The sequence below is a fragment of the Rhizobium sp. WW_1 genome, from assembly GCF_003610155.1.
In the GTDB taxonomy this organism is placed as follows: domain Bacteria; phylum Pseudomonadota; class Alphaproteobacteria; order Rhizobiales; family Rhizobiaceae; genus Rhizobium; species Rhizobium tropici_A.
Map to the genome: position 1 here is coordinate 1 of NZ_RAIN01000020.1, position 20,038 is coordinate 20,038.

At 55.6% G+C, this 20,038-nt stretch carries 18 protein-coding genes and 3 pseudogenes; 8 read left to right on the forward strand and 13 right to left on the reverse strand.

Translation table 11 applies throughout. From position 1 onward, the window contains the following. The first annotated feature begins 466 nt into the window (after positions 1 to 466). Positions 467 to 1,459 carry a carbon-nitrogen hydrolase family protein gene (locus tag BJ928_RS32785; RefSeq protein WP_047637151.1) on the forward strand — a complete coding sequence of 331 codons (993 nt, stop codon included), beginning with the start codon at positions 467 to 469 and terminating at the stop codon, positions 1,457 to 1,459. A gap of 120 nt (positions 1,460 to 1,579) precedes the next feature. Here the strand turns inward: BJ928_RS32785 and phnD are convergent, their stop codons facing one another. Continuing rightward, entirely contained in the window at positions 1,580 to 2,488 is a 909-nt protein-coding gene (gene phnD, locus BJ928_RS32790) for a phosphonate ABC transporter substrate-binding protein (protein ID WP_047637150.1), read from the reverse strand. A gap of 369 nt (positions 2,489 to 2,857) precedes the next feature. On the opposite strand from phnD, the gene phnF reads away from it, so the two are divergent. After that, on the forward strand, positions 2,858 to 3,649 hold the full coding sequence (phnF, locus tag BJ928_RS32795) for a phosphonate metabolism transcriptional regulator PhnF (RefSeq protein ID WP_082012077.1): 792 nt from the start codon (positions 2,858 to 2,860) through the stop codon (positions 3,647 to 3,649). Positions 3,650 to 4,064: 415 nt separating this feature from the next. Beyond that, positions 4,065 to 4,244, forward strand: a pseudogene (locus tag BJ928_RS32800) (IS5/IS1182 family transposase); the annotation flags it as partial. A 96-nt stretch (positions 4,245 to 4,340) separates the two neighbouring features. Here BJ928_RS32800 and BJ928_RS32805 read toward each other — a convergent pair. The 4 genes from BJ928_RS32805 to BJ928_RS32820 are packed head-to-tail and all read right to left on the reverse strand — an operon-like array spanning position 4,341 to position 8,015. Beyond that, on the reverse strand, positions 4,341 to 4,706 hold the full coding sequence (locus tag BJ928_RS32805) for a GtrA family protein (RefSeq protein WP_047637147.1): 366 nt from the start codon (positions 4,704 to 4,706) through the stop codon (positions 4,341 to 4,343). Next, the gene (locus BJ928_RS32810) at positions 4,703 to 5,407 is read right to left on the reverse strand and encodes an HAD family hydrolase (protein ID WP_047637145.1); all 705 of its coding nucleotides are present in this window, start codon (positions 5,405 to 5,407) and stop codon (positions 4,703 to 4,705) included. The genes BJ928_RS32805 and BJ928_RS32810 overlap by 4 nt, the downstream gene beginning before the upstream one ends. Further along, positions 5,404 to 6,366, reverse strand: a complete 963-nt coding sequence (locus BJ928_RS32815; protein ID WP_120296770.1) for a UbiA prenyltransferase family protein — start codon at positions 6,364 to 6,366, stop codon at positions 5,404 to 5,406. The genes BJ928_RS32810 and BJ928_RS32815 overlap by 4 nt, the downstream gene beginning before the upstream one ends. A 53-nt stretch (positions 6,367 to 6,419) precedes the next feature. Continuing rightward, entirely contained in the window at positions 6,420 to 8,015 is a 1,596-nt protein-coding gene (locus BJ928_RS32820) for a hypothetical protein (protein ID WP_047637142.1), read from the reverse strand. 551 nt (positions 8,016 to 8,566) lie between these two features. Here BJ928_RS32820 and BJ928_RS32830 point away from each other — a divergent pair. Beyond that, positions 8,567 to 8,707 (forward strand): annotated as a pseudogene (locus BJ928_RS32830) (helix-turn-helix domain-containing protein); the annotation flags it as partial. Between the two features lie 212 nt (positions 8,708 to 8,919). Here BJ928_RS32830 and BJ928_RS32835 read toward each other — a convergent pair. Beyond that, positions 8,920 to 9,834 carry a LysR family transcriptional regulator gene (locus BJ928_RS32835; protein WP_047637140.1) on the reverse strand — a complete coding sequence of 305 codons (915 nt, stop codon included), beginning with the start codon at positions 9,832 to 9,834 and terminating at the stop codon, positions 8,920 to 8,922. Positions 9,835 to 9,934: 100 nt separating this feature from the next. Here BJ928_RS32835 and BJ928_RS32840 point away from each other — a divergent pair, with 100 nt between their 5' ends. Both BJ928_RS32840 and BJ928_RS32845 read left to right on the forward strand, forming a co-directional pair. Further along, on the forward strand, positions 9,935 to 10,573 hold the full coding sequence (locus tag BJ928_RS32840; protein WP_047637155.1) for a DsbA family protein: 639 nt from the start codon (positions 9,935 to 9,937) through the stop codon (positions 10,571 to 10,573). A gap of 25 nt (positions 10,574 to 10,598) precedes the next feature. Further along, positions 10,599 to 11,495, forward strand: coding sequence for an MBL fold metallo-hydrolase (locus BJ928_RS32845; protein WP_047637139.1), 897 nt, complete (start codon positions 10,599 to 10,601; stop codon positions 11,493 to 11,495). A 195-nt stretch (positions 11,496 to 11,690) separates the two neighbouring features. Here the strand turns inward: BJ928_RS32845 and BJ928_RS32850 are convergent, their stop codons facing one another. Next, a complete protein-coding gene (locus BJ928_RS32850; protein WP_052228088.1) occupies positions 11,691 to 12,833 on the reverse strand; it encodes a glycosyltransferase family 2 protein in 1,143 nt (380 codons plus the stop codon). A gap of 387 nt (positions 12,834 to 13,220) precedes the next feature. Between BJ928_RS32850 and BJ928_RS32855 the strand changes: the two genes are divergently transcribed. Next, complete coding sequence (locus tag BJ928_RS32855) at positions 13,221 to 14,069, forward strand: endo alpha-1,4 polygalactosaminidase (RefSeq protein WP_052228087.1); 849 nt, start codon at positions 13,221 to 13,223, stop codon at positions 14,067 to 14,069. Between the two features lie 279 nt (positions 14,070 to 14,348). Here BJ928_RS32855 and BJ928_RS32860 read toward each other — a convergent pair. The 3 genes and pseudogenes from BJ928_RS32860 to BJ928_RS32870 all read right to left on the reverse strand — a co-directional run. Further along, positions 14,349 to 14,527 (reverse strand): annotated as a pseudogene (locus BJ928_RS32860) (IS3 family transposase); the annotation flags it as partial. A 206-nt stretch (positions 14,528 to 14,733) separates the two neighbouring features. Then, positions 14,734 to 15,162, reverse strand: coding sequence for an MBG-2 domain-containing protein (locus BJ928_RS39510; RefSeq protein ID WP_183079489.1), 429 nt, complete (start codon positions 15,160 to 15,162; stop codon positions 14,734 to 14,736). 364 nt (positions 15,163 to 15,526) lie between these two features. Beyond that, positions 15,527 to 16,432, reverse strand: a complete 906-nt coding sequence (locus BJ928_RS32870) for a LysR family transcriptional regulator (protein ID WP_047635913.1) — start codon at positions 16,430 to 16,432, stop codon at positions 15,527 to 15,529. Positions 16,433 to 16,599: 167 nt separating this feature from the next. Here BJ928_RS32870 and BJ928_RS32875 point away from each other — a divergent pair, with 167 nt between their 5' ends. Further along, positions 16,600 to 16,956: a hypothetical protein gene (locus BJ928_RS32875; protein ID WP_047635914.1), complete on the forward strand. Its 357-nt coding sequence runs from the start codon at positions 16,600 to 16,602 to the stop codon at positions 16,954 to 16,956. Between the two features lie 599 nt (positions 16,957 to 17,555). Here the strand turns inward: BJ928_RS32875 and BJ928_RS32880 are convergent. The 3 genes from BJ928_RS32880 to BJ928_RS32890 form a co-directional block, all read right to left on the reverse strand. Beyond that, a complete protein-coding gene (locus BJ928_RS32880; RefSeq protein ID WP_147413966.1) occupies positions 17,556 to 18,179 on the reverse strand; it encodes a hypothetical protein in 624 nt (207 codons plus the stop codon). Positions 18,180 to 18,241: 62 nt separating this feature from the next. After that, positions 18,242 to 18,850 (reverse strand): hypothetical protein, encoded by a 609-nt coding sequence (locus BJ928_RS32885; protein ID WP_047635916.1) that lies wholly within the window; start codon positions 18,848 to 18,850, stop codon positions 18,242 to 18,244. Between the two features lie 61 nt (positions 18,851 to 18,911). After that, positions 18,912 to 20,003 carry an ABC transporter substrate-binding protein gene (locus tag BJ928_RS32890; protein WP_047635917.1) on the reverse strand — a complete coding sequence of 364 codons (1,092 nt, stop codon included), beginning with the start codon at positions 20,001 to 20,003 and terminating at the stop codon, positions 18,912 to 18,914. Positions 20,004 to 20,038 lie beyond the last annotated feature (35 nt).

Genomic DNA, 20,038 nt, shown 5'->3' on the forward strand with positions numbered 1-20,038 from the left:
CTCATCTTCGCTTCCTTTGATAGAGCTACGATGAGCCGAAAATCCTCTCTTCTCAATTAAACCAATTCTGTCTCAAGGGCGCTGATGTCGGACAGAGTGCCATATCTTGAAGAATGGTTGGTCGGCATATTTGTTCCGGGCGAAAGTAGGTCCGCAATCAACCCGTTTTGGAATTCGAACACCGGGAGACCGGGCGCGGCAATTAGTGACCGAGACATTGGCTGGCAGATTAATGCCGACAATATTCCTTATTCGCATCTCTCAAATGCAGTCTCTGCGGCAACTTGACGAATCGGTGCTAACAAAACAATCTCGCTTTTGGCGTGACCTACGCCCAACCTCCCAGGACCTTCCCCAGCATGGTCTTCAACGGAGGCAAAGGGACTTTCGTCTCGGGTCGTTGTCTTGGTCCTATCGTTTGGGCGTTGTTGCTGGGGAGCTTTCGTTCGAACGGGAAGGTCTGACAATGACACAGAATGGAAATCTCAAACGTCGTGTTCGTGCTCGCTCGACCAAAACAGGCGAGTCTTATACCACCGCTCTTATGCATGTCCGCCGATCTGTGTCGGACATTGCTCCCGCAAAATCAATGTGTTTGGCCGTGTCTCAAACCACGCTGTTTAATGACCCTCGCGACATTCAAGGGCTTCGCGCCAGCGGTTTGGAATTGCGACAGTTGATGCGGGAGGCGAGGGCAGGAGGTGCGCAGCTCGTTCATTTTTCCGAAGGCACCACTTGCTCACCGCACAAGCGCATCATGTCCGAAGTCGGCCCAAGGGAAATCGGTCCGTCCGACTGGAGCCGTTTCGAATGGGGTGTCCTCCAGGAAGAAATGCACGAGACGGTCGAACTCGCGAAGCATCTCAAGCTTTGGGTGGTACTCGGTTCGGTTCATCGACTGACGCCTCCGCACCGACCCCATAACAGCCTGTATGTCATTTCCGACCGTGGGGAAATCGTCACCCGGTACGATGAACGGCTGCTCTCGAATACCAAGATTTCCTTCATGTATTCGCCAGGAAAACTCCCGATCACCTTCGATGTCGACGGCTTTCGCTTTGGCTGCGCCATGGGAATGGAATCCCACTACCCAGAGATTTTCATCGAATACGAACGGCTTGGTGTCGATTGCGTCCTGTTCTCGACGACAGGGGAACTCCCGGAAGCCGCTTCCGCCTTCGCAGCAGAGGTGTTAGGACATGCTGCCAGCAATGCGTATTGGGTGAGCTATGCAGCGCACGCGCCGCAAAGCGTTGCAATACCTTCCGGAATTGCCGGTCCGAATGGCCGCTGGGCCGCCCAATGCCCAACGAATGGAGGCTCTGGTATTGCTCTTGCGGATATTAGAACCGATCCGGAGAATCTCGCCCGACCTTGGAGGCGCAAAGCTCGATCCGACCTCTACATTCCCCATCAGGTGAACGACGATCCCCGAAGCGACGGTCGTAATCTCTTCTAAGGAAGCATGATGTTCAGTGGGGCGATTTCGCCCCACTGACACAGGGTTCACGCTACGGAGCTGATCGATATTTCGATTGATTCGGCGTCTTCGGCGGAGTTCGAGACGATCGATCGCCGGTTATCCGCCGATCGCAGCCTTGCGCACTTCGATAACAGCCTTGTAGTTATCCTCCGTTACCGGGACATAGCCCTTGAAGTCGCCGCCTGCGATAGCATCGAAGCACTTCGGGTCGTCTTTCGGGAGAGCGAGGAAAAAGTCCGTGAGTTTCTTGCGCCATTCATCGCCAAGCCCGTTTCGAACGACAAGAGGACCGTTCGGAATCAATGGCGAGCGCCATACTTCCACGAGCCTGGCGGGATCGACTTCCCCCTTGGCGACCATTTTGTGGAACGTATCCGAGCTGTAGCCGTCTCTGAAATCGCCAATGCCGGACGAGCCGTCGACCGAGACGTCAATCTTACCATCATACATCGCGAGAATATTGTTTTCATGGCCGCCGGTGAACTGCGTCGATGCGAAGAACTTGTCGTTCGGCATCCCCGTTACCTTCGGTATCTGAGTAAAGGGAACCAGATAGCCCGAGGTAGAGTCCGGGTCGGCATAGCCCAGTTTCTTGCCCTTCGCATCTGTGATCGTTTTGATGCCGGAATCCTTGCGGGCAAGGCCGATCGAATAATAACCCGTCGATCCATCCGTTTGCTGTTCGGTCAGGATCGGAGTGACCGCGTTCTTGTCCTTCAGGTAGAGTGCTGCGTAACCGGAAGCTCCGAGCTCGGCGTAGTCGAGCGTGCCGCCCAATAGCCCCTGAATGACGCCATCGTAGTCGGCGGCGGGGAACAGCAGCACCTTGTCAAAGCCGAAATGCTCCTTGAGATGGTCGGCGAGGCAGGCAAAGTTGCGCATGCGGTCGGCTTCGTTCTCGCCGCCAAGGATACCGATGCGGAATTCCTTCAGATCGGCCGCGTGTAGACTGGAGGTCGCCAAGGCGATAACCGCCGCAGTGACCGCAAAGAATTTTTTCGACATAGTGGTTCCTTGAATGATTTTGCCAGATGGCAGCGACGGTTGTTCAGGTTTGCGGCATCGTTGAAACATGTCAGGATTCATCGAGCTCCCGATCGCTGCGGCATCAAAGGCGCAGTCAGGTAGCCATCGGCATCCGACCTATGGAGTCGGCCAGCGGCAATCGGCATTGATCTCTTGATCCGTCAGGTTTCTGCCGGGAACCTGCGGCGCGCCCATGAAAATTGGGCAACAACGACATGAAGAAAAACTGACAGAATGTGGTGAACTTTTGAGTTTCGATGGGTTTCGGCAATTCACGCGATTGCAATTGATGCGTCGCTGCGACCATAATCCGCGACCGCAAATGTGAATCTAACGGTATTTTGCCAGATGGCTTCGACGTCACCATCCCACCGACCCTCGCGGTCCGGCAGCAGGTTTCTTTGGCAACTCGTCATGGATGACCTGTTGAAGGACATTCGCGACGGGGCTCTGCTGCCAGGCCAGAAACTGCCGACAGAAACCGCCCTCGCTGCCCGCTTCGAGGTAAACGTCAACACCGTCAGGCGCGCGCTGTCCCACCTACAGGAGAAAGGTATTGTCCGCGGCGAGCGGGGGAGCGGTACATTTGTGAAGGACGATACCATCCGATATCCCGTCTCCATTCGGCAGGAGCAAGGTAAGGAGTTGGCAAGGCTCCAGAGGTCCAACCTGCGGCAAGTTCTGGCCGCAAAAACCTTGCGAGCGTCAGATGAAGTCGCGGCGGCTCTGCAGATCGATGCCGGCAGTTATGTCAGAAGGGTCGAGACGCTGAGCTGGGCCGATACCAGGCCGTTTTCCGTCTCCACCTATTTTTATCCGCTGCCACGCTATTCCGGCATCGATGCCAAGATCTCCGAATATGGCTCGATAACCAGGGCGCTCCGGGACTACGGCATCGAAGACTACAGACGAGCACAATCGCTGATCAGGTCCAAGAAGCTATCAGTTCGCGAGGCGAAGCTTCTTCAGCAATCGAGGACAAAGCCTTCGATTATGGCCGCTCATATCAATATCGAGCCGAATGGAACGCCGATCCAGATCAGCGTTAGTGTCGAAGCCGCATGGGTGGAATTGCTCTTCCGTTTCGATGGCGATGCCCCCGACAGAGCCGCCGACTTGAAATTCCCGCTGTCGAACTGATCTTGCGATCGTCGCGGAAAGCAGCTCATCGAAATGCATTGTGAAGATCGGACAAAATCATCGGCGGGTCGTAAATGCCACGGATGATAGCGGAGACGGCAAGGTATACTGCGCGGAACGTATCGCTGGTTTTGTGTCCGACGACAACTAGTTGATCCGGCGATGACGAAGCGACTGATGCACGACCGTTGACCGCGTAAAGCGGCCCTCTCAGGTTCGGCCGCCTTCGGCCTACCGTTCTAGCACCGCCGGTATGGCTCATCAGCTGTTCATTTGTGTCGAGATCTTACCCAACTTTGCATTTCATCGCGACACTACCTGGATGCCGATATCGCAAATTCATCAATGGGTTCTCAGCCGCTGAATGGATCAGCCGCAAATGCAAATCTGGGTCAAGGCGTTGTGAAACTGAACAGCCAAGAGTTTCGAAGTCCTGCTGCGTCGCGGGGTCGTGGAACGCACCTTCACATGGCTTGGCAGGTGCCGACGTTTGGCATAGGATTCGAAGAAATCAGTCGCTTCAGCCGAAGACTGGATCGTCATCGCTCACATCCGCATACTGACCCGACGTCTCGCAAGATATTATTTTTATTAAACTATTTTGAATCAGACAAGGACCATGTCCCGTATCGGAAAATCCTCTACCAATAATTCGCAAACGCGGACTTTACTGTGCGACAATTTCAAGGTTCTACTTAAAAACCCAAAGGAGGTTGATCAGGAAATTGAAAATGAAGGCGATGCCTATGCCTAAGAATTTTGCCCAAAAGGGTTGGATCTCGAAGTTTCTCACAAGCAATACCGTCATGCAGACATTGATCGACAGCCCCAACAGCGCACCAACCAAAAACAATGAAGCGCGCTTGTGGCTGACAGCCTGCTTGAAGACATAACGGCTGGTGAGGCCGTAATTGACGGCGGCGGCGATCAACCAGCTCGAGGTCGCCGAAAAGCCGAGCGGTACGCTTATAAACAAGAGACCGCGAAAAACCCCGAGATCGACAACGGAAGCCAAGCCTCCCGTAAACACATAGCGGATTGCCTTCGACAATATCATTCGAACACTTTCTCCCTCAGCAATGGTGCAAACAGCCGATCTGAGTAGTTCGAAAAAATGCGCCAACCGTCGCGCGGTTTTTGGGAGCGAATGAACGGGAGGACGCCAGCGCGCCGGGCGGCAAGACCGTCCCGATCGGGCCTGTCGCCGATCAGAACGGTTTGTTCCGGACTTACGCCAGCACGCTGCATCAGGATCCGCAACCCACGCGGGTTCGGCTTCAAGACACCAACACCGACATCTTCTGCGGATAATATATAATCGGCGGACAATTTCATCCTTTGCAGCTTCTCCTCGGCAGGATAGTCGGAATAGATTCCGATTGCCTTGTTTCCTCTCCGCAGTCCCGCAAACAATTCGACCAGTCCGTTGTACCGACAAGACTCGATATAGGCGAGTGGACGACGTTGGATCCATTCGGCAACGATTGCCTCTATTCGTTCCGCCGAAACACCGGTTCGCGCGACGGTTTGCGCCATTAGGCACTCCTGAAAACCGTCAATCTCCTGCTCGCCGATTATTTCACGCACCGATCGGTACGCCCGCAAGACTCGTAGATTGGTCAACCCGCGCGTTGCTACTGCATCGGCAATCATCTCGCCCGCCATGCGAAGACGCAGCTTGCGTTGATTATAGAGCGTACCGTCAACATCAAAGACGACGAAGTGGATCCTGTCCCAGTCGAAATGCTCCGTGATCATCTGATGGTAATGTAGTGCTGCTCGGTCAGGGTCACTAGCAACGGGATATCCACACATGTTGTGAAGATGAATGCTGCCACCAATGCCATGACGATGGCGAGGAGACCCGGTTCGCGGAACAACTTTTCCGGCTTCTGCGCCGTAGATCCCGGCTTCGTCGCCATCACAAAATAAGTAGTGAACAGCGCAACAACAAATGGCAGCACGAGAATGTATTCGATTCGATATTTGACGAGAAATACAGACAGGAAGGCAATCGAGAACAAGGAATAGGCGATACAGGACGCAGTCAACGATACCTGCGTATACTGAGCGAAACTCACGCGGTATCGCGAGAGCAACTCCTTGCCGTGCGAAGCGACGATTTCATCATATTCCGAAAGACGTTTTGCCGCCATCAGGAAGGCGCCTCCGAACCAGTAGGCCAGGATAATAGATCCTGGTGGTAAGGTGGTAGGGTCGATCATCGACCAGCCGATTACCAGCCGGATCGGGTTATTAATCGATTCCGAGATAACGTCGAGATAGGCCTTGTCCTTGCTCCTGATCGGGTCGAGATTGTAGACGATCCCCTGCATCGCAAACAGACAGGCGACGAAGAAGAGAAGCTTGCTCGACAGGATGGCGCAGCCGAGTCCGACAAAGAGCAGCAGAGCCCATTCGAGCTGCACCAGCCTGCCGTTCATGACGCTTTGTACAGCAGAGCGTTTTGATTTCGCTGGATGATGTCGGTCGAACTCACGATCGAACCACTCGTTGATGCAGTAGTTCGCGGATGCGATACAAATGGCGGTCAAGAACCCGAGTAAAATTGAGGAAAGTATGTCATCGTTTCTGACTCCGCGGAGAAGAAACGCGAGGACAATGCCAGGAACGATGAAGATGTGCTTCGTACTATGATCTAGCCGGGCGATGGCAATGTAATCGCGAACGCCTGCCCGCCCCGACGCAGGCAACATGCTTTTACCCAAGCTTGTGTTCACGCCGAACGCCTCCCTTATCCTCGGGCAATCTATTTCCGATCATCGCCCAATAAATACACATCATAAGTTTCAAAATAATTCGCAGGTCCGAATTCCGCGAGTAGCGTGGTCTTGGATAGAAAGTCGTTGATCTGCTGTTGCGATGCATGAAAGGTCCAGTTGTAGCCCTCGGCGTAGATCTGACCGGGGATCATGTTCTTCAATTTGTGCTGCATTAAAATCACCACCGGAGACCCGGTTTTGTCTTGCAGATCCTCGCTGACTTTCAAGGTCTCTCCGAGATCCGTGTCGAGTTGACCCTGTTTCGTAAAGTGGACATAGTTCCCGAATTTGTGTTCCCGGATCAGGTAGATCGGGTTGGAGATATAGAATGGGAGCGCCTCAGCCAAATATTCCGGTTCAGCAACAATGATTGCCTTCGCCAGCTCCGGCCGAGATCGAATCAAACGGCTAAGATCGGCACTCCGGCTCTCGACTCTCCCTTGAGCGATGGCCAATCCTGCCATCTTGAGCCCGAAGGCTAGCTGCAGGCACGCCATAATCACGAACATTCCACAGCCGAACCGGAAAATGACGTTCCAACGCAGCTTTCGTCTGCCCGAAAAGCAGTCCGTTATTCGATCCCAGCTTATCCAGTAGAGGGCAAGGCAGAAGCAAAGCCAGACCAGAGCATGCCGTTCGCTACCCCCCGATGCCAGACTGGAAAAGAGCGAGAAAACGAGAAGCGAGACAAGGGCCGCAGCGAAGGCCGCCGGTCTGGCCAAAAGACCAAGGGTTGTGCCAAACAGCACGAATGATCCGAGCAGGCTCGGGACAGTCGGGAGCAAGGTGCCTGGCGTCGTGCTTGCTGGATTAAATATCGCGCTCAATGCAAGCATTGTCGGCGATTGCATGGAGAGGTCGATGACCGCGGCATCGTTGAAAGTTGGAAGAATCGTGACGCCACAGACGGCCAATCCTGCCGCCGCGATGAGCGCATTGACAAAGAAGTTCGTGAGTGTCGGGGTCCAGCGCATTCCGCTTTCCTCAAGCAGATCGAAGAACCAGAAGAGCAGGAATCCCCCCGTCATGATCGCCGCGATGACGTTGGTGTTGGCGAGAAGGAAGAGGAGGCAGCCCATCAGATACCCGCGCTGCCGCCAGGCCGGATAGCTTGCGGCGACGATGAACATTAGGAGCGCCGATATGCCGTAATTCCTGGCCATGACTGAATATTCATAAAGGAAGCCGTTGCTTCCCATGAACAGGACGACCAGGATAAGGGGAAACGGTGACCGGAAGAGGAGTAGGCCTACCGCAACGATGGCAATTAGGAGAGCAAGACCGGGCAGCACCTGCACACTTCCGAACACCGCATAAGCGAGACGCAGTAGCAGATACCAGATCGCCGGATGGCCTTCGCCATGGATCGTCCCCAGCATCGCCCATACGTTCTCGCCGGAAAGAGCCAGTGACAGAGCTCGGACTTCATCCCGAAACATCACGTGGTGGTGAACCTGGATGCTGATCGCGGCAAGCCAGATCACGAAAACGACAAATTCGACAGGCCGGCGAGACTCGGTTCTCGACCGGGAGAAAAGCTTGAGCGGATCAGCCGATCTGTGTGCGGTTAGAGTATGCATCATTCTCGAGCTGCCACGTAAACGAGCAAATGCCCTGTAAAAAAATATCCCACTGCCAGCTATTGCCGCGCAGTTGTTCTTCAGGACATCCTCACGAGAATTCCCGAGCCACACTCGTGTTCTTAGCAACTGAAACCTAAGATAAGCTTTAGACATCCGCTCTGAGTTTTGTGAGAATACTATCGAATCTAGGTGGAGTAACGGTTCGCCCACGTGATACGCTCTTTGAGCAGGCGGTCCGGCGAGGACAACCATCATATCGATCTTCTCCCGAAAACGTGGGGAAGCGGTAAGACCTATGGCTATCAAACTGGCAGAGGACTATTTTCTGGTGAAGTCAGATATCATGAACTCTCAGTTGACGCCCGAGATTGGATCAGAGGCCAATGCCGAAAGACTGCGCGTTTGCCGCGGGAGTTCATTACGGGCAAGGCAGCTTGCGCAGGAAAAACAACAGCCACAGGATTGCAGTAGTTCCATAATTAAGCTTATCTGCTTTTTGATTGTAGCGGGGTACATTCTATTTTCAATTGCTTACGCTTATAGATTCTCTTATGCATAGCTGTTATCAGCAACTGACCCTCGCCGACCGACAACGCCTACATCCGTTGGCTACGGCAAAGGTTTCCGTTAACGAAATGGCGCGCCTGCTCGGTCGCCACCGTTCGACCAATCACCGCGAGATCAAGCGCAATATCATTCCTGATGCACGTTCTGGGGGTGTCAGGATGAGGTCAAAATCTACGAGGGGCAATTGTGGCAGGTCAGCTCTGGTTCTATTCCTTTCCCGGTGATCTTTGGCTCAAACGTTTATAGCTCGACCGAGCGACTTCATATGTCAGTAGGCTACGTTGTTTAATTGTGCAGTATAAATTGCACGCGAAAGAAGCATCTCTCCTGCGAAGGACTACTTCGCAGCAGCTCCCCGTCGTCGTTCGGCAGCCTGCAGCATCTCGATGAACCGCTTCACCTTGGCAGGACGGAAGCGAGCGATCGGGAGCACGGCATGGATCCCACCGACGGGCAGCGTCCACTCCGGAACCAGTCGCTGCAGGCGGCCTGCTGCAATGTCGTCGACAACCATATAGTCGGGAAAGACGGAGACGCCCATGCCGGCCTTCACGCAGGCATAGGCCGACGGTGTCTTGTCCGTCCGCACTGTAGAATGCATTTCGACGATTTCGGATTGATGACCTTCGCGCGAAAACATCCAGCGCAAGGGCTGACGTAGCACAGCGTTCTCTATCCAGGGCAGCTTCGACACATCGGACGGCGCCACAGCCTCCGGAAAGCTTGCTGCGAGCTTGGGTGTTGCCACGAGATATTGTTGAAACGTGCCCAGGCGTCGAGCTTTGTTGCTCATGTCGGCCAACCAGCCCGCCCTGATCGCCAGATCGAGCTGTCCGTTGGCGAGATCGATGACACTGTCGTCGAATATGAGGTCGACAAGCATCTGCGGATACCGCTCCCGATAGGCGGCGACGACAGCGACAACCACGGCCGTACCGTAGTCCAAAGGTGCTGTCAGCGTCAGCGTCCCGTTTGGCTCGCTCGAATGAAGTGCCATTTCCCCATAGGCGGCTTCCGCCTCCCGGAGGATGATCGCGCAGCGGTCGTAGAACACCCGCCCCTCTTCCGTCGCATGCAATCGCCGCGTCGTCCGTATCAGTAACGAGACGCCGAGCTCTTCCTCGAGTCGCGCCACCTGATGGCTGACCACGGCCTTGGCGACGCCAAGACGTTCGGCTGCGGCGGTGAAGGATCCGGTTTCGATGACGGAAGTGAAGAAGATCAGCCGGTTAAGATTGAGAAGGTCGCTCATGCCATTGTCTGATTAATTCATACAGTCAGTATCATTGATCGATGTTTATCTCGAAGGCAACAACTGGAATGGTCTGTCCGTGCCAACGGAGGCCCAAGCCGTGCAGAAATTCTCAGCCACCTATCTCTTCGACCCGCTCTGTGGTTGGTGCTACGGCGCAAGCCCGATGATCGAGCGTCTTCGTCTCGCAGGTATCGACGTCCGCCTTCTCCCAACGGGTCTGTTCTCGGGATCCGGCGCACGCGAAATGGACGCGTCGTTCGCAGCCTATGCCTGGTCGAACGATCAACGGATCGAGCGGTTAAGCGGTCAGCAATTCTCCGAGAACTATCGCTCGGAGGTTTTGAACAAGCCAGGCTCGCTGTTCGATTCGAGTGCAGCGACACTGGCGGTCACGGCGGCCGGCCTTGCGGATCATCGCAAGCGCTTCGATGCGCTGCGCCATATCCAACATGCGCGATACGTGACGGGACTAGACATCACCAACGTGGCGCTTCTGGCAGATTTGCTCTCGTCCGAGGGATTTGCCGACGCCGCCCGCAGCTTGTCTGAGGGCTCGACTGAATTGCTCGACGCCAACAGGCAGCTCGTCTCCCAGGGTCAGGATCTCTTTCGACGCCATGGGGCCAACGGAGTTCCAGCACTGGTGATCGAAAGAAACGGACACCAGCGCCTCCTGGACGCAAGTGCCCTCTTCAGCAGCTATGAGAACCTCATGGCGCATCTCCAGGCAGCATGACCTCACAAACAACAAAGGAACCAGCATGTTCACCAGACGCGAAGCATTGAAACTTTCGCTCGGCGCCGGCGCCGTCTCAATCGTTCCCCTCGCCGCCTCACAGGCTGCAGGTTCGAAGCTCAAGTGGCGGTATTTCCAGGCCGGTGAGACCGGCTTTCGCCGCACGCCGGTGCTGTTGACCGGCAAAACCGAGGCGATCCTCATCGACGGCGGCTTCACCCTTTCGGATGGCCGGGCGGTCGCGGACGCCATCAAGAACACCGGCAAGCATCTCAGCACCATCTATGTGAGCTGCAACGATCCCGACTACTATTTCAGTCTGCGGCCGATCGTCGAATCCTTCCCCGATGCAAAGGTTATCGCCAAGCCGGCCACGGTTGCGGCCATCCACGCCAATGTCGAGGGCAAGCTTGCCACCTGGGGACCGCAACTGAAGGACAACGGTCCGCAGAAGCTGGCGGACGTCGTCCTCCCGGCAGCCTCAGACTTGAAGGCGCTCGAACTCGACGGCGAGAAGATCGAGATCGTCGAAGTTCCCGACATGCGTGATCGTCGATATCTCTGGGTCCCGTCGCTCAGGGCTGTTTTCGGGGGCGTATTGGTCTCCTCCGGGATTCACGTCTGGGTCGCGGACGAAGCGACGCCGGAGAAGCGGCAGGCATGGATAAAGGCACTCGATGAACTGGCGGCTCGCAAGCCGGAAATCGTGATCCCAGCCCACCAGACCGAAGGCGCGCCGCAGGGTCTCGGAGCCGTCAGGTTCACCCGCGACTATCTCCTCGCCTTCCATGAGGAGGAAGTGAAGGCCAAGGACAGCGCCGCTTTGATCGCAGCAATGACCAAGAGATATCCCGACCTCGCCGACGTCGGCTCCCTCGAACTTGGCGCCAAGGTCGCTAAGGGCGAGATGAAGTGGGGTTGAATCCTCAAACGGATCGGCTGATACCCTCAGCCGATCCGCCTATGCCCAATCCCGGTTCGCTCGCTAATCGTGGTGAATCTTGGATGCGCACTACTGCTGCTGGAGAAATATTTGAGGCAGGTACTGAGGCGTAATAAGGCCATCGCTCTTGATCTTTGAGCCAGATCCGCCCGGCCTGTCGGCTTCGGCGCGAGCTTAGCACCCGTCAATTCGGCGATAATGGGCCGATAGGATGCCCATCGCCCCCTCGACCAGTCCAACCGCACTGCCGATATTCGCCGCAATGGCGATCAACGCCCGCTCGCGCCGGATCGGCACGAAGGCGACAGACACGACGATCTTGCAAAGCCTCATGGCGAACGAAGATACAAGCCTCGCTTGGTCCTTCAGCCGGCCCCTGCGGACGAAGCTTGTTTGCCGGGCGTGGTCGCGGCTTCTGCGGTAACAATAGTAGAGGCTCATCCGCGAGGCTGGAACGTCTTCGTGGACAATGGCGTAAGGCGTCCACCCCGTTTTGGCACCGAGGTTTTTCGCCTCTTGCCAGAACTTCCAGTCCTCACCCCCACCGAGTGCCAGATCCGCATCAAAGCGCAGACCGCTTGCGCGTAAAAAGCTCAACCTTGCCAACCAGCTTCCGGTCGCAATCTTGATGGAGCCGGATCGTCCACGCTCACGCAGCTTGATGCAGCGCCTCTCGGCGCTCTCATTGTTCTTCTTCATCCCGCGAAGCAGAAGCAATTGCCAAGTGGAGCTTGGCGGGTCGAAAGCTTCGATGCGCACCGGTGATCCAACGAGATCAAGGCCTTTGCTCCTTTGCTCCCTCAGGAGCTCAACAAGCCAGCTTGCACTGACACGCTCATCATCATCCGCAAAAGCTAAAAAATGATATCCCCTGGCGATCGCATGTTCCAAGGCGCCATTGCGCGCCGAAGCAATTCCTATTCTGCGCTCAAGGATATAGTCGCATTGCAATGTCTCGACCTCGTGTCGGAACCTCTCAACCACATGCTCGAGCGTCTTTTCATGATTATTCTCAACAACCAGAAAATCGAGATAAACGCCGTGTGGCCTAATAAGATTTGCATATGACATCAGCAACGCCTCGAGCATCTTCGGTCGATCTCTCGTGACTGTTGCGACGCAAATCCTGATCTGATGGTTCGACGCGTCGAAGTCTTCCCTCGAAGACACCTCAATGCACGTTGCAGCCATATGAAGGCTCTCTTGTCCCACCGGAGGCGCGGTGCAGTCGTGCCCGGCCCTATCGTTGGTCTCGCTGCGTGTCGGGATCATCCGATCATCGGACAGAAGAATCTTCCGGATCTCACCCTTTAGCATCCACGTGACCTCTCGATGATTGGGGTTATCCCCATTGCCACCGATTAGCGGAGAAATGTGCACGAATGCTGGATCTATTGTGGATGTTGTGTGGAGATGAACGGTGTTTAAACGGATAATTGCATCGGAATACCGGATGCGAGACCATCAGTAAAAAATGCTAGAGACCTAATGAGCGCTGTTCTTTTCGACGGACGTGATAAATCATCACGTCGCCATCAGCTTATATATATGATTGCTATGGAACTATGTTTTGACGTGCTTGACTGCAGGTTTGTCGACACTACATCCTGGCATCAGCTGAATCTTGACGGTCATCAGCCCGTCATGAAATGCGCCAAAGCATTGGGCTTGAGGCGGGATATCAGCTCGACGGGGTTTACCTGAATGCGTTTTACCTGGTTTCATGCGACAATTATCGCCACTATTACCGTGACCCATATTGTCATGCCGGCTAGCGTCCAGGGTGCTCAGTCCGTCTTGTTGCCCCCGGTCAAGGGTCAGTTTGACTACCAACTCGGCGGTGACTACCAGCCGACGAAAAGCGCTGCAATTGTTGTTCGGGATCGAGAGGTAAAACCAGTCAAGGACAAGTACAACATATGCTACGTAAATGCGTTTCAGACTCAGCCGGACGATGGCGCCTGGTGGACATCCAAACATCCAGACCTGCTCGTTCGCAAGAATGACCAATTCGTTATCGACAAAAAATGGAACGAGTATCTGTTTGATACGTCGACAGATGTGAAGCGAACGGCACTTATGAGGATCGTTGGCCCGTGGTTCGACAAATGCGCGACGGATGGTTTCAAGGGCATCGACGCCGATAATCTTGATTCATGGACACGGTCCGAGGGTGTCCTGTCCGAGAAAAGTAATGTGGAATTTGCCAAGCTGCTAGTGAAGCGCGCCCATGCCGTAAACCTCGCAATCGCGCAGAAGAACGCCGGGAGCCTCGCATCGATCGGGCATTCCAAGATCGGCTTCGATTTCGCAATTGTGGAGGAATGCCAGGTTTGGTCGGAATGCAACTCGTTCACGGACGCCTACCCAGGTGAGGTCTACGAGATCGAGTATAACGACAACAACAAGGACGCTGACGGCAATCCCGTTGATCCGATCAGCTTCTTTAACGCTGCGTGCGCGGCGCACGGCAAGCAGATTTCGGTGATTTATCGTGACCGCGACCTGGTTCCGTTCGGGTCTCCCGGATACGAGTATAAAGTGTGCAAATAAAATCCAGGAAATGCACCCTGCAAGCCTGGGACCTTGTTGACCCTTCGTCCCGAAGCGCGAGCGCGTGGAGGCACATGTGTCTTCGGCGACCTCATGTTTCAAGCGACAGCTGTCCATGCGGCGCAACGAGCGGCGTGGAGATGCGGCCGCTTGTCGAGTTTCACGACACCTTAATCCCTATTTTAATTTGATGGTCATCCCTTCGATCATCGGGAACCAATTGATGAATCTGGTATATCGCTTTCGAAGCAGACAACGACGAAATGTATAGTTGGAGGTCCGTTGGCCGAGATTTTTTCGGTATTCGATGGAGTTGAGAGAGCCAAGGGAGATCTTGATCCGCTTTCCGTCGTACCATTGGATGTGGCATCAACCTCCCTGACGAGCTATTCGATAGTGATGTCCTTCCAATCACGCGGGTAGAAGATATTCGTTTTAACCGCGCCGAAGAATCCTTCGGCACGCGGCGTTGCATGAGACCTATGCCGAGTGTGAACCAACGGCGACGCGCCGAGCTCGCCAAGAACGCACCGTTCGCCGCAAACATCAGACGAGACATTCGGCATAATCCGCTGATGCACGGAGATTGGTGATCCCCTACCCTGTAAAACCGACATGATGCACTTGGGGCAGGAAGTCCAATGTCAAACTCGCAATCCCCGGATCATGGCGCTCCGTGAACAACACACCCCTCGCCATTTCCGAAGCAGACGACAGTGCCGTTGAAGCGCAGGTCGACGATATAAGGGCGGCCGCCCTGATCATTCCTCTTGCCACTGACAAAGGTGGGTCCCGCCTGCTCCTGAACCGGCAGCAGAGGCGTGGTATCGGGTGCATAGGAACGGGGTATGCCGACGCTGGCGAGTTGCGCGCTCGGGATCGTCGGCGCCGCCGTCACCGTCAGCACGCCGTCGATAAAGCTCATGTCGTAGTTGCCGGACGCGGCAAGCGAGCCTCGGGTGATGGCATAGCTGCCCGGTGAGGAGAAGGACGTGGCCGCGCTTGCGAGCTGACCGAACAGCCTGTCGCCATTGACAAGACCCGCACCACCGATGGTGTGGGTGAAGAATTGAAAACCAAAGCGATTCGGCAGGCGTGCCGGGCCAGCCGATCAATCGGTTCATGCAAGTGAAGGGGACGCTAGGTGGATTCTAACCCACTGTCGCCGTCCATTTCTGATCAATGACCACCGGACCGCGGCGCCGTGCGGTGTTTTGGTTCAGCTTCATTCAAGGTGGAACGAGAACACAAGCTTATCGCCGGAAGTTCGAAGCGCCCTCGCGCCTGCAATGGCACTGTCGACGATCAGCAGCTTGTGCGCCTGCGCTCTGGTATGGACGTCTATCGGTCACGCCGAGGACAATGCGTGAGATTGTGAAGTGCTCAATGGTACATCCGCCATGCCGGCAACTGTCTGGCAGTTCAGCACTACCACTGGCGACGCCGATTCACGGCACTTATCTTGGCGAAGGCAGGCTGCTCCCCGCCAGGGTGTCTTTCATGAAGTCGACGAAAAAGCGCACTTTGGACGATATGTGCTTACGGCTTGGGTATACAGCATAGACGTTTCGTTCCGGGGAAGGAAATTCGGACATGACTTCGATCAACCTTCCATCTTTGAGATCTTCGGCCACAAGGAAGTGCGGTTCAAGCACCAGAGCTTGGTGACCAAGTGCAATCGATCGTGAAATGTGGCCACTCGATGCCTTTACACGTGGACGAATCTCGAAGTTCCTGGGAGATCCGTCGACCAAAAATTCCCAGCTGTAGCTTTCCTGATCTCTTGCGACCGCTGCAACGACGAATTTCTTAAGCTCATTGGGGTGCACAGGCATACCGTGTCGACGAATAAACTCAGGCGAGGCGCACAAGACCATTTTCATAGTCGAGACGCGCCTCCTGACGAGGTCTGCGGAGTGCGCCTCGCCAATCCGTAAGGCGACATCAAACCCATCCCCGATCAGGTCAACGGGACGGTCACTGAGATCTATATCGAGGCTCAGGCGCGGAGCCTTTGTAAGAAGCTCGGGCCAGGCATTCATCAGATAATGAAGCCCGAATGAGGATGGGATCGATACCCGCAACACGCCGACTGCAGACCCCGCGTTTCCGAGAAGGTTCTGTTCCGCATCTTCAATGATTTCAAGGGCCTCCACACAACGAGTGAAGAAAGCTCTTCCTTCCTCTGTTAATGCAACATGCCGTGTCGAGCGTTGCAGGAGGCGAGTGCCGAGCCGGGATTCCAGCGCTGCTATGTGTCGAGACATAGCCGGCCGAGAAGTTCCAAGTGTCTCGGCGGCCTTCGTAAAGCTTTTGAGTGTCGCCACGGCATGGAATGCCGTCATTTCATTGAAGCGATCCATTGTTTCAATTTTCGTACCAAGCTTGTTCGAAAAAGCAGTCTACAACGGGCTTGATGAAATAATCTACTCTAAAACATGTGAGCTTCAGAAGAGACGCTCGCAGGGCTCAAACAAGCGGTGCACGGCGACATAGCGGCACTGCAAGGAACAATCGTGAGGATAAGCGCATGGCAAACATCGTATGGGCCGCTCTCGCCGCAACGGCGGCCTTGAGTGTAACGTCGGTAGCAAGAGCAGAAGTGATCGAGGTCGTGACGTTCAACCTAAAACCTGGCGTAACCGCCAAGGAGTTCGAGCCACTCGACAAGGCCGTTGGTGCCAGTCATGTTGCGAAGCAGCCCGGCTTCATTTCACGAGAATCAGCCGCCGGTCGGAACGGAACATGGCTAGTCGTAGTCCATTGGAAGTCCGTTAACGATGCCGAGGCATCGATGAACAGCTTCATGGCCGCGCCCGCAGCCAAATCATTTATGGACAAGCTTCAGGCGGATACCATGAAAATGGTACGTTACGATAAACAGTAACGTTGTAAAGCGCATTAATTTAGCTTTCCAAAGCTTGTCGGTGGATCGACCCTTACCACCGGCAAGTCAGCTTGGCATCGGCCGTTGGGCCAGAACGCCGCGAAGTTGCTTTTGCAACAGCTTACAGAGAAAAATGCCGACAAGCGTTGGAACTTCGTTAGGCGCGGTGCACCGACCATCTATGAAATATGGCCCCATGATGCCACCGGACAGGTTGTACGCTTCATGCGTCGAGACAAGCTCCGCAACGATGATAGAACGATATCTGAAACGACGTCATTGTCGAAGTTCATCGCCACCACACCATCCTTGTTCATTTGCGTCGCGATTTCCCCCAGTTGCATCCGAACATGACCTTTCTGCGATGGCGATGTAGCAAACTTGTCAACGAGTTCTCGTCGTTTGAGTGGATCAGCGTCAGATGAAAATGCGGATCAGAGCGAGGTGCAACTGAACACTATGCTGCTGGAAGAAGGCATGGCACGGGTCAGGGCGCGCATCGCCAAGGGCGAAAGCGGCGAATGAAATACTACACAATGCGGCTGTCGTCGGAGGCGGAGACAGACCTTGCGCGGATCTACAACCGTATCGCCGGCAAGTCAGGTTCCGCCATTACGGCTGAAGCTATTTTCAACCTCCTGGCTCAGGTGCTCGCTGGCCCACCGCATCGGCGCCTCGATCTCTCGTCGAAGCCACGGGTAGAAGCCGTTGAGGAAGCGGGTAGCTGCAGGAATGTAGTAGCCGCCATGATGCATATGCGGATCGAGCGTTGTGGCGATCAGCCGACCTCGAAAGCCGCGCCGGTCATCGAAGAGGATATCGCCAATCCGTTCCTCACTATGCGGTCGGCATAGTTCGACAATCGTGTCCGCTGTCCCGGCTTTCAGATAATGACCATGTCTGTGCCATTGCAGGTCCTTCAGGCCGATATAGCGATGCAGGCTGTGGCCTGCGTTGCCCATGCGATGACCGCTATCGGGATTTTCCTGCATGAACCAGGTAAAATTGGTGCCCGTAGGCACGAAGGTCATCCGCGGATCGACGATATCGGCGCGCACACCCCCCATCAGGACCAAGAAGCCCCCTCCATCGAGGAAAGCACGCAAAAGCGCCGCGTGACGTTTGAGTTGGTCGTTGTCGGAGCGGCATGCAATCACCACGGCTCGACTGCGCGCAAGATCCTCCTCGGTCAATTCGGGGAAATAGACGATGCGGTCGATCATCCTGGCATAGTCGCGCAGAAAATTGAGATGCTGGGGAAGCCCGTTATGAATGACTGTCAAACTCATGAGCGCGGCTCCACAAGCCAATTGATCAGATCATGGGTCAGATTCGGTGTATCGTGTGGCCCGCTATGGAAGGCGGCAATGTCGGGGCCGCCATGGCAAAAGAAGATGCCACCCGCCTCGTTCTCGATATACCAGTCGATCGCGTAGGCCCCGCGCCCGATGGTGTTTACCACCTTAGCCCCGGGCGGCGGAGGATTGTGGCCGACACCGTAGACGCCCGCCATTCCCTCCAACAGATGAAACCGATCGAAGGGCAGCCTGTCGAATGCAGGATGAGGGCTGTGACGCTCGACCGAATAGTCGCCGAGACCGGGAAGCGGAATGGGTTCGAAGGGCCGCAGGAACGGCATATAGGGAAGAGCAACGATATCGTTGGCAAGGATGGACGCCCCCTGCTCCCAGGCGCCCTGCAGCCATTCCCGCTTGCGCGATAACATGATCTCATCGCTTTGCATGGGTATGATGATCAGCCGGTGGCGAAGCGGCGCCGGCGTATCGGGCAGATCGCGCACATGGACGATGTCCAGCGTCAGCGGCGCGGTCCGATAAGCCTCCGCGGGCGGTTCGTCCTCATTGCGGCTGCGAATGTAAAGAGCATTGACCATCGTTCGTACCTGCTACCTGCCCATGCGACAAAGGCCCGCCAAGGCGGGCCTTTGTGTTGTGCTATTTGCCGGCGAAGCGTTCGTAGCCTTTGGCCCCGGCATTCATGTCCATGCGCAGGATGGCGTCGATCTGCTTGTCCGTCGGGGTTTGCCCGTAGAGCTTCGGATACCAGTCCTTGATTTCGGCGCGCAGGTCGAAATTGAACAGGTCGGGCTGCAGGATATCGGCAAGCCACATCCAGCCGAGCGGCGATTCCGCACTGCCGGGATCCCAGCGATAGCCGCCCATCGGCATCTGGTAGACCCGCTTGTTCTTTGCCGCGTCGGTCAGGCCGAGCACCGGATCATCATAGAAGCGCTTGACGCTCGCCTTGTCCTCGAACGTGCTGATGAAGATCACCTCCGGATTCCAGGCCGCAACCTGCTCGACACTCACCTGCTTCCACTTGTCGATGTCGGCAGCGGCATTGCGGCCGCCGGTAAGACCGATCTGCCAGCCGTCATGATAGTTGTTGCCGACGGTCCACAGCTTGTCGACGGAGTAGAAGAAATAGGCGACCTTCGGCTTCTTGTCCTCCGCGACGCCCTTCAGGCCCGCCTGCAGCTTGCCGATGACATCGTTGTGCCAGTCGTTGATCATTTTGGCGCGTTCCGGCTTGCCGATCGCCTGCCCGAGCATCGTCAGGCTCTGCTGCACATAGGTGTCGTCATCGCCGCTGACGACAATGGCGGTGTTGAGACCGGCATTGACCAGCGGTGCGATATTGTCTTCGCCCGCATGCGCCCATTGCAGCACGAGATCGGGCCGAAGAGCGGCGATCGCCTCGACATTCGGCTTGCTGCCCTGGGCCGCGCCACCGGCGAGAATTCCGGTTCCAAGCGCCTTGGCCTTGGGAAAGAATTCGCCGAGAATTCCCTGGGCGATCGCCGAATAGGCCTCCGGATGGGCGGCGATCAGGCGGTCGGCGCCTTGGTCCAGCGCGATCACCATCGACGCCATGGGCACCGGAAAGGCGATGATCCGCTCGGCCGGCTTTTCAAGGGTAATGATCTTGCCGGTGAGATCGGTTATCTTGATCTCCTCGGCATGCGCGCTCGCGCCGGCGAACAGCGCCAGGGCGGCCAACAATCCGGCAAAGCCTTGTTTTTTCATGGTCGTCTCGACTTTCCTTATGGGTGTTTTGGCAG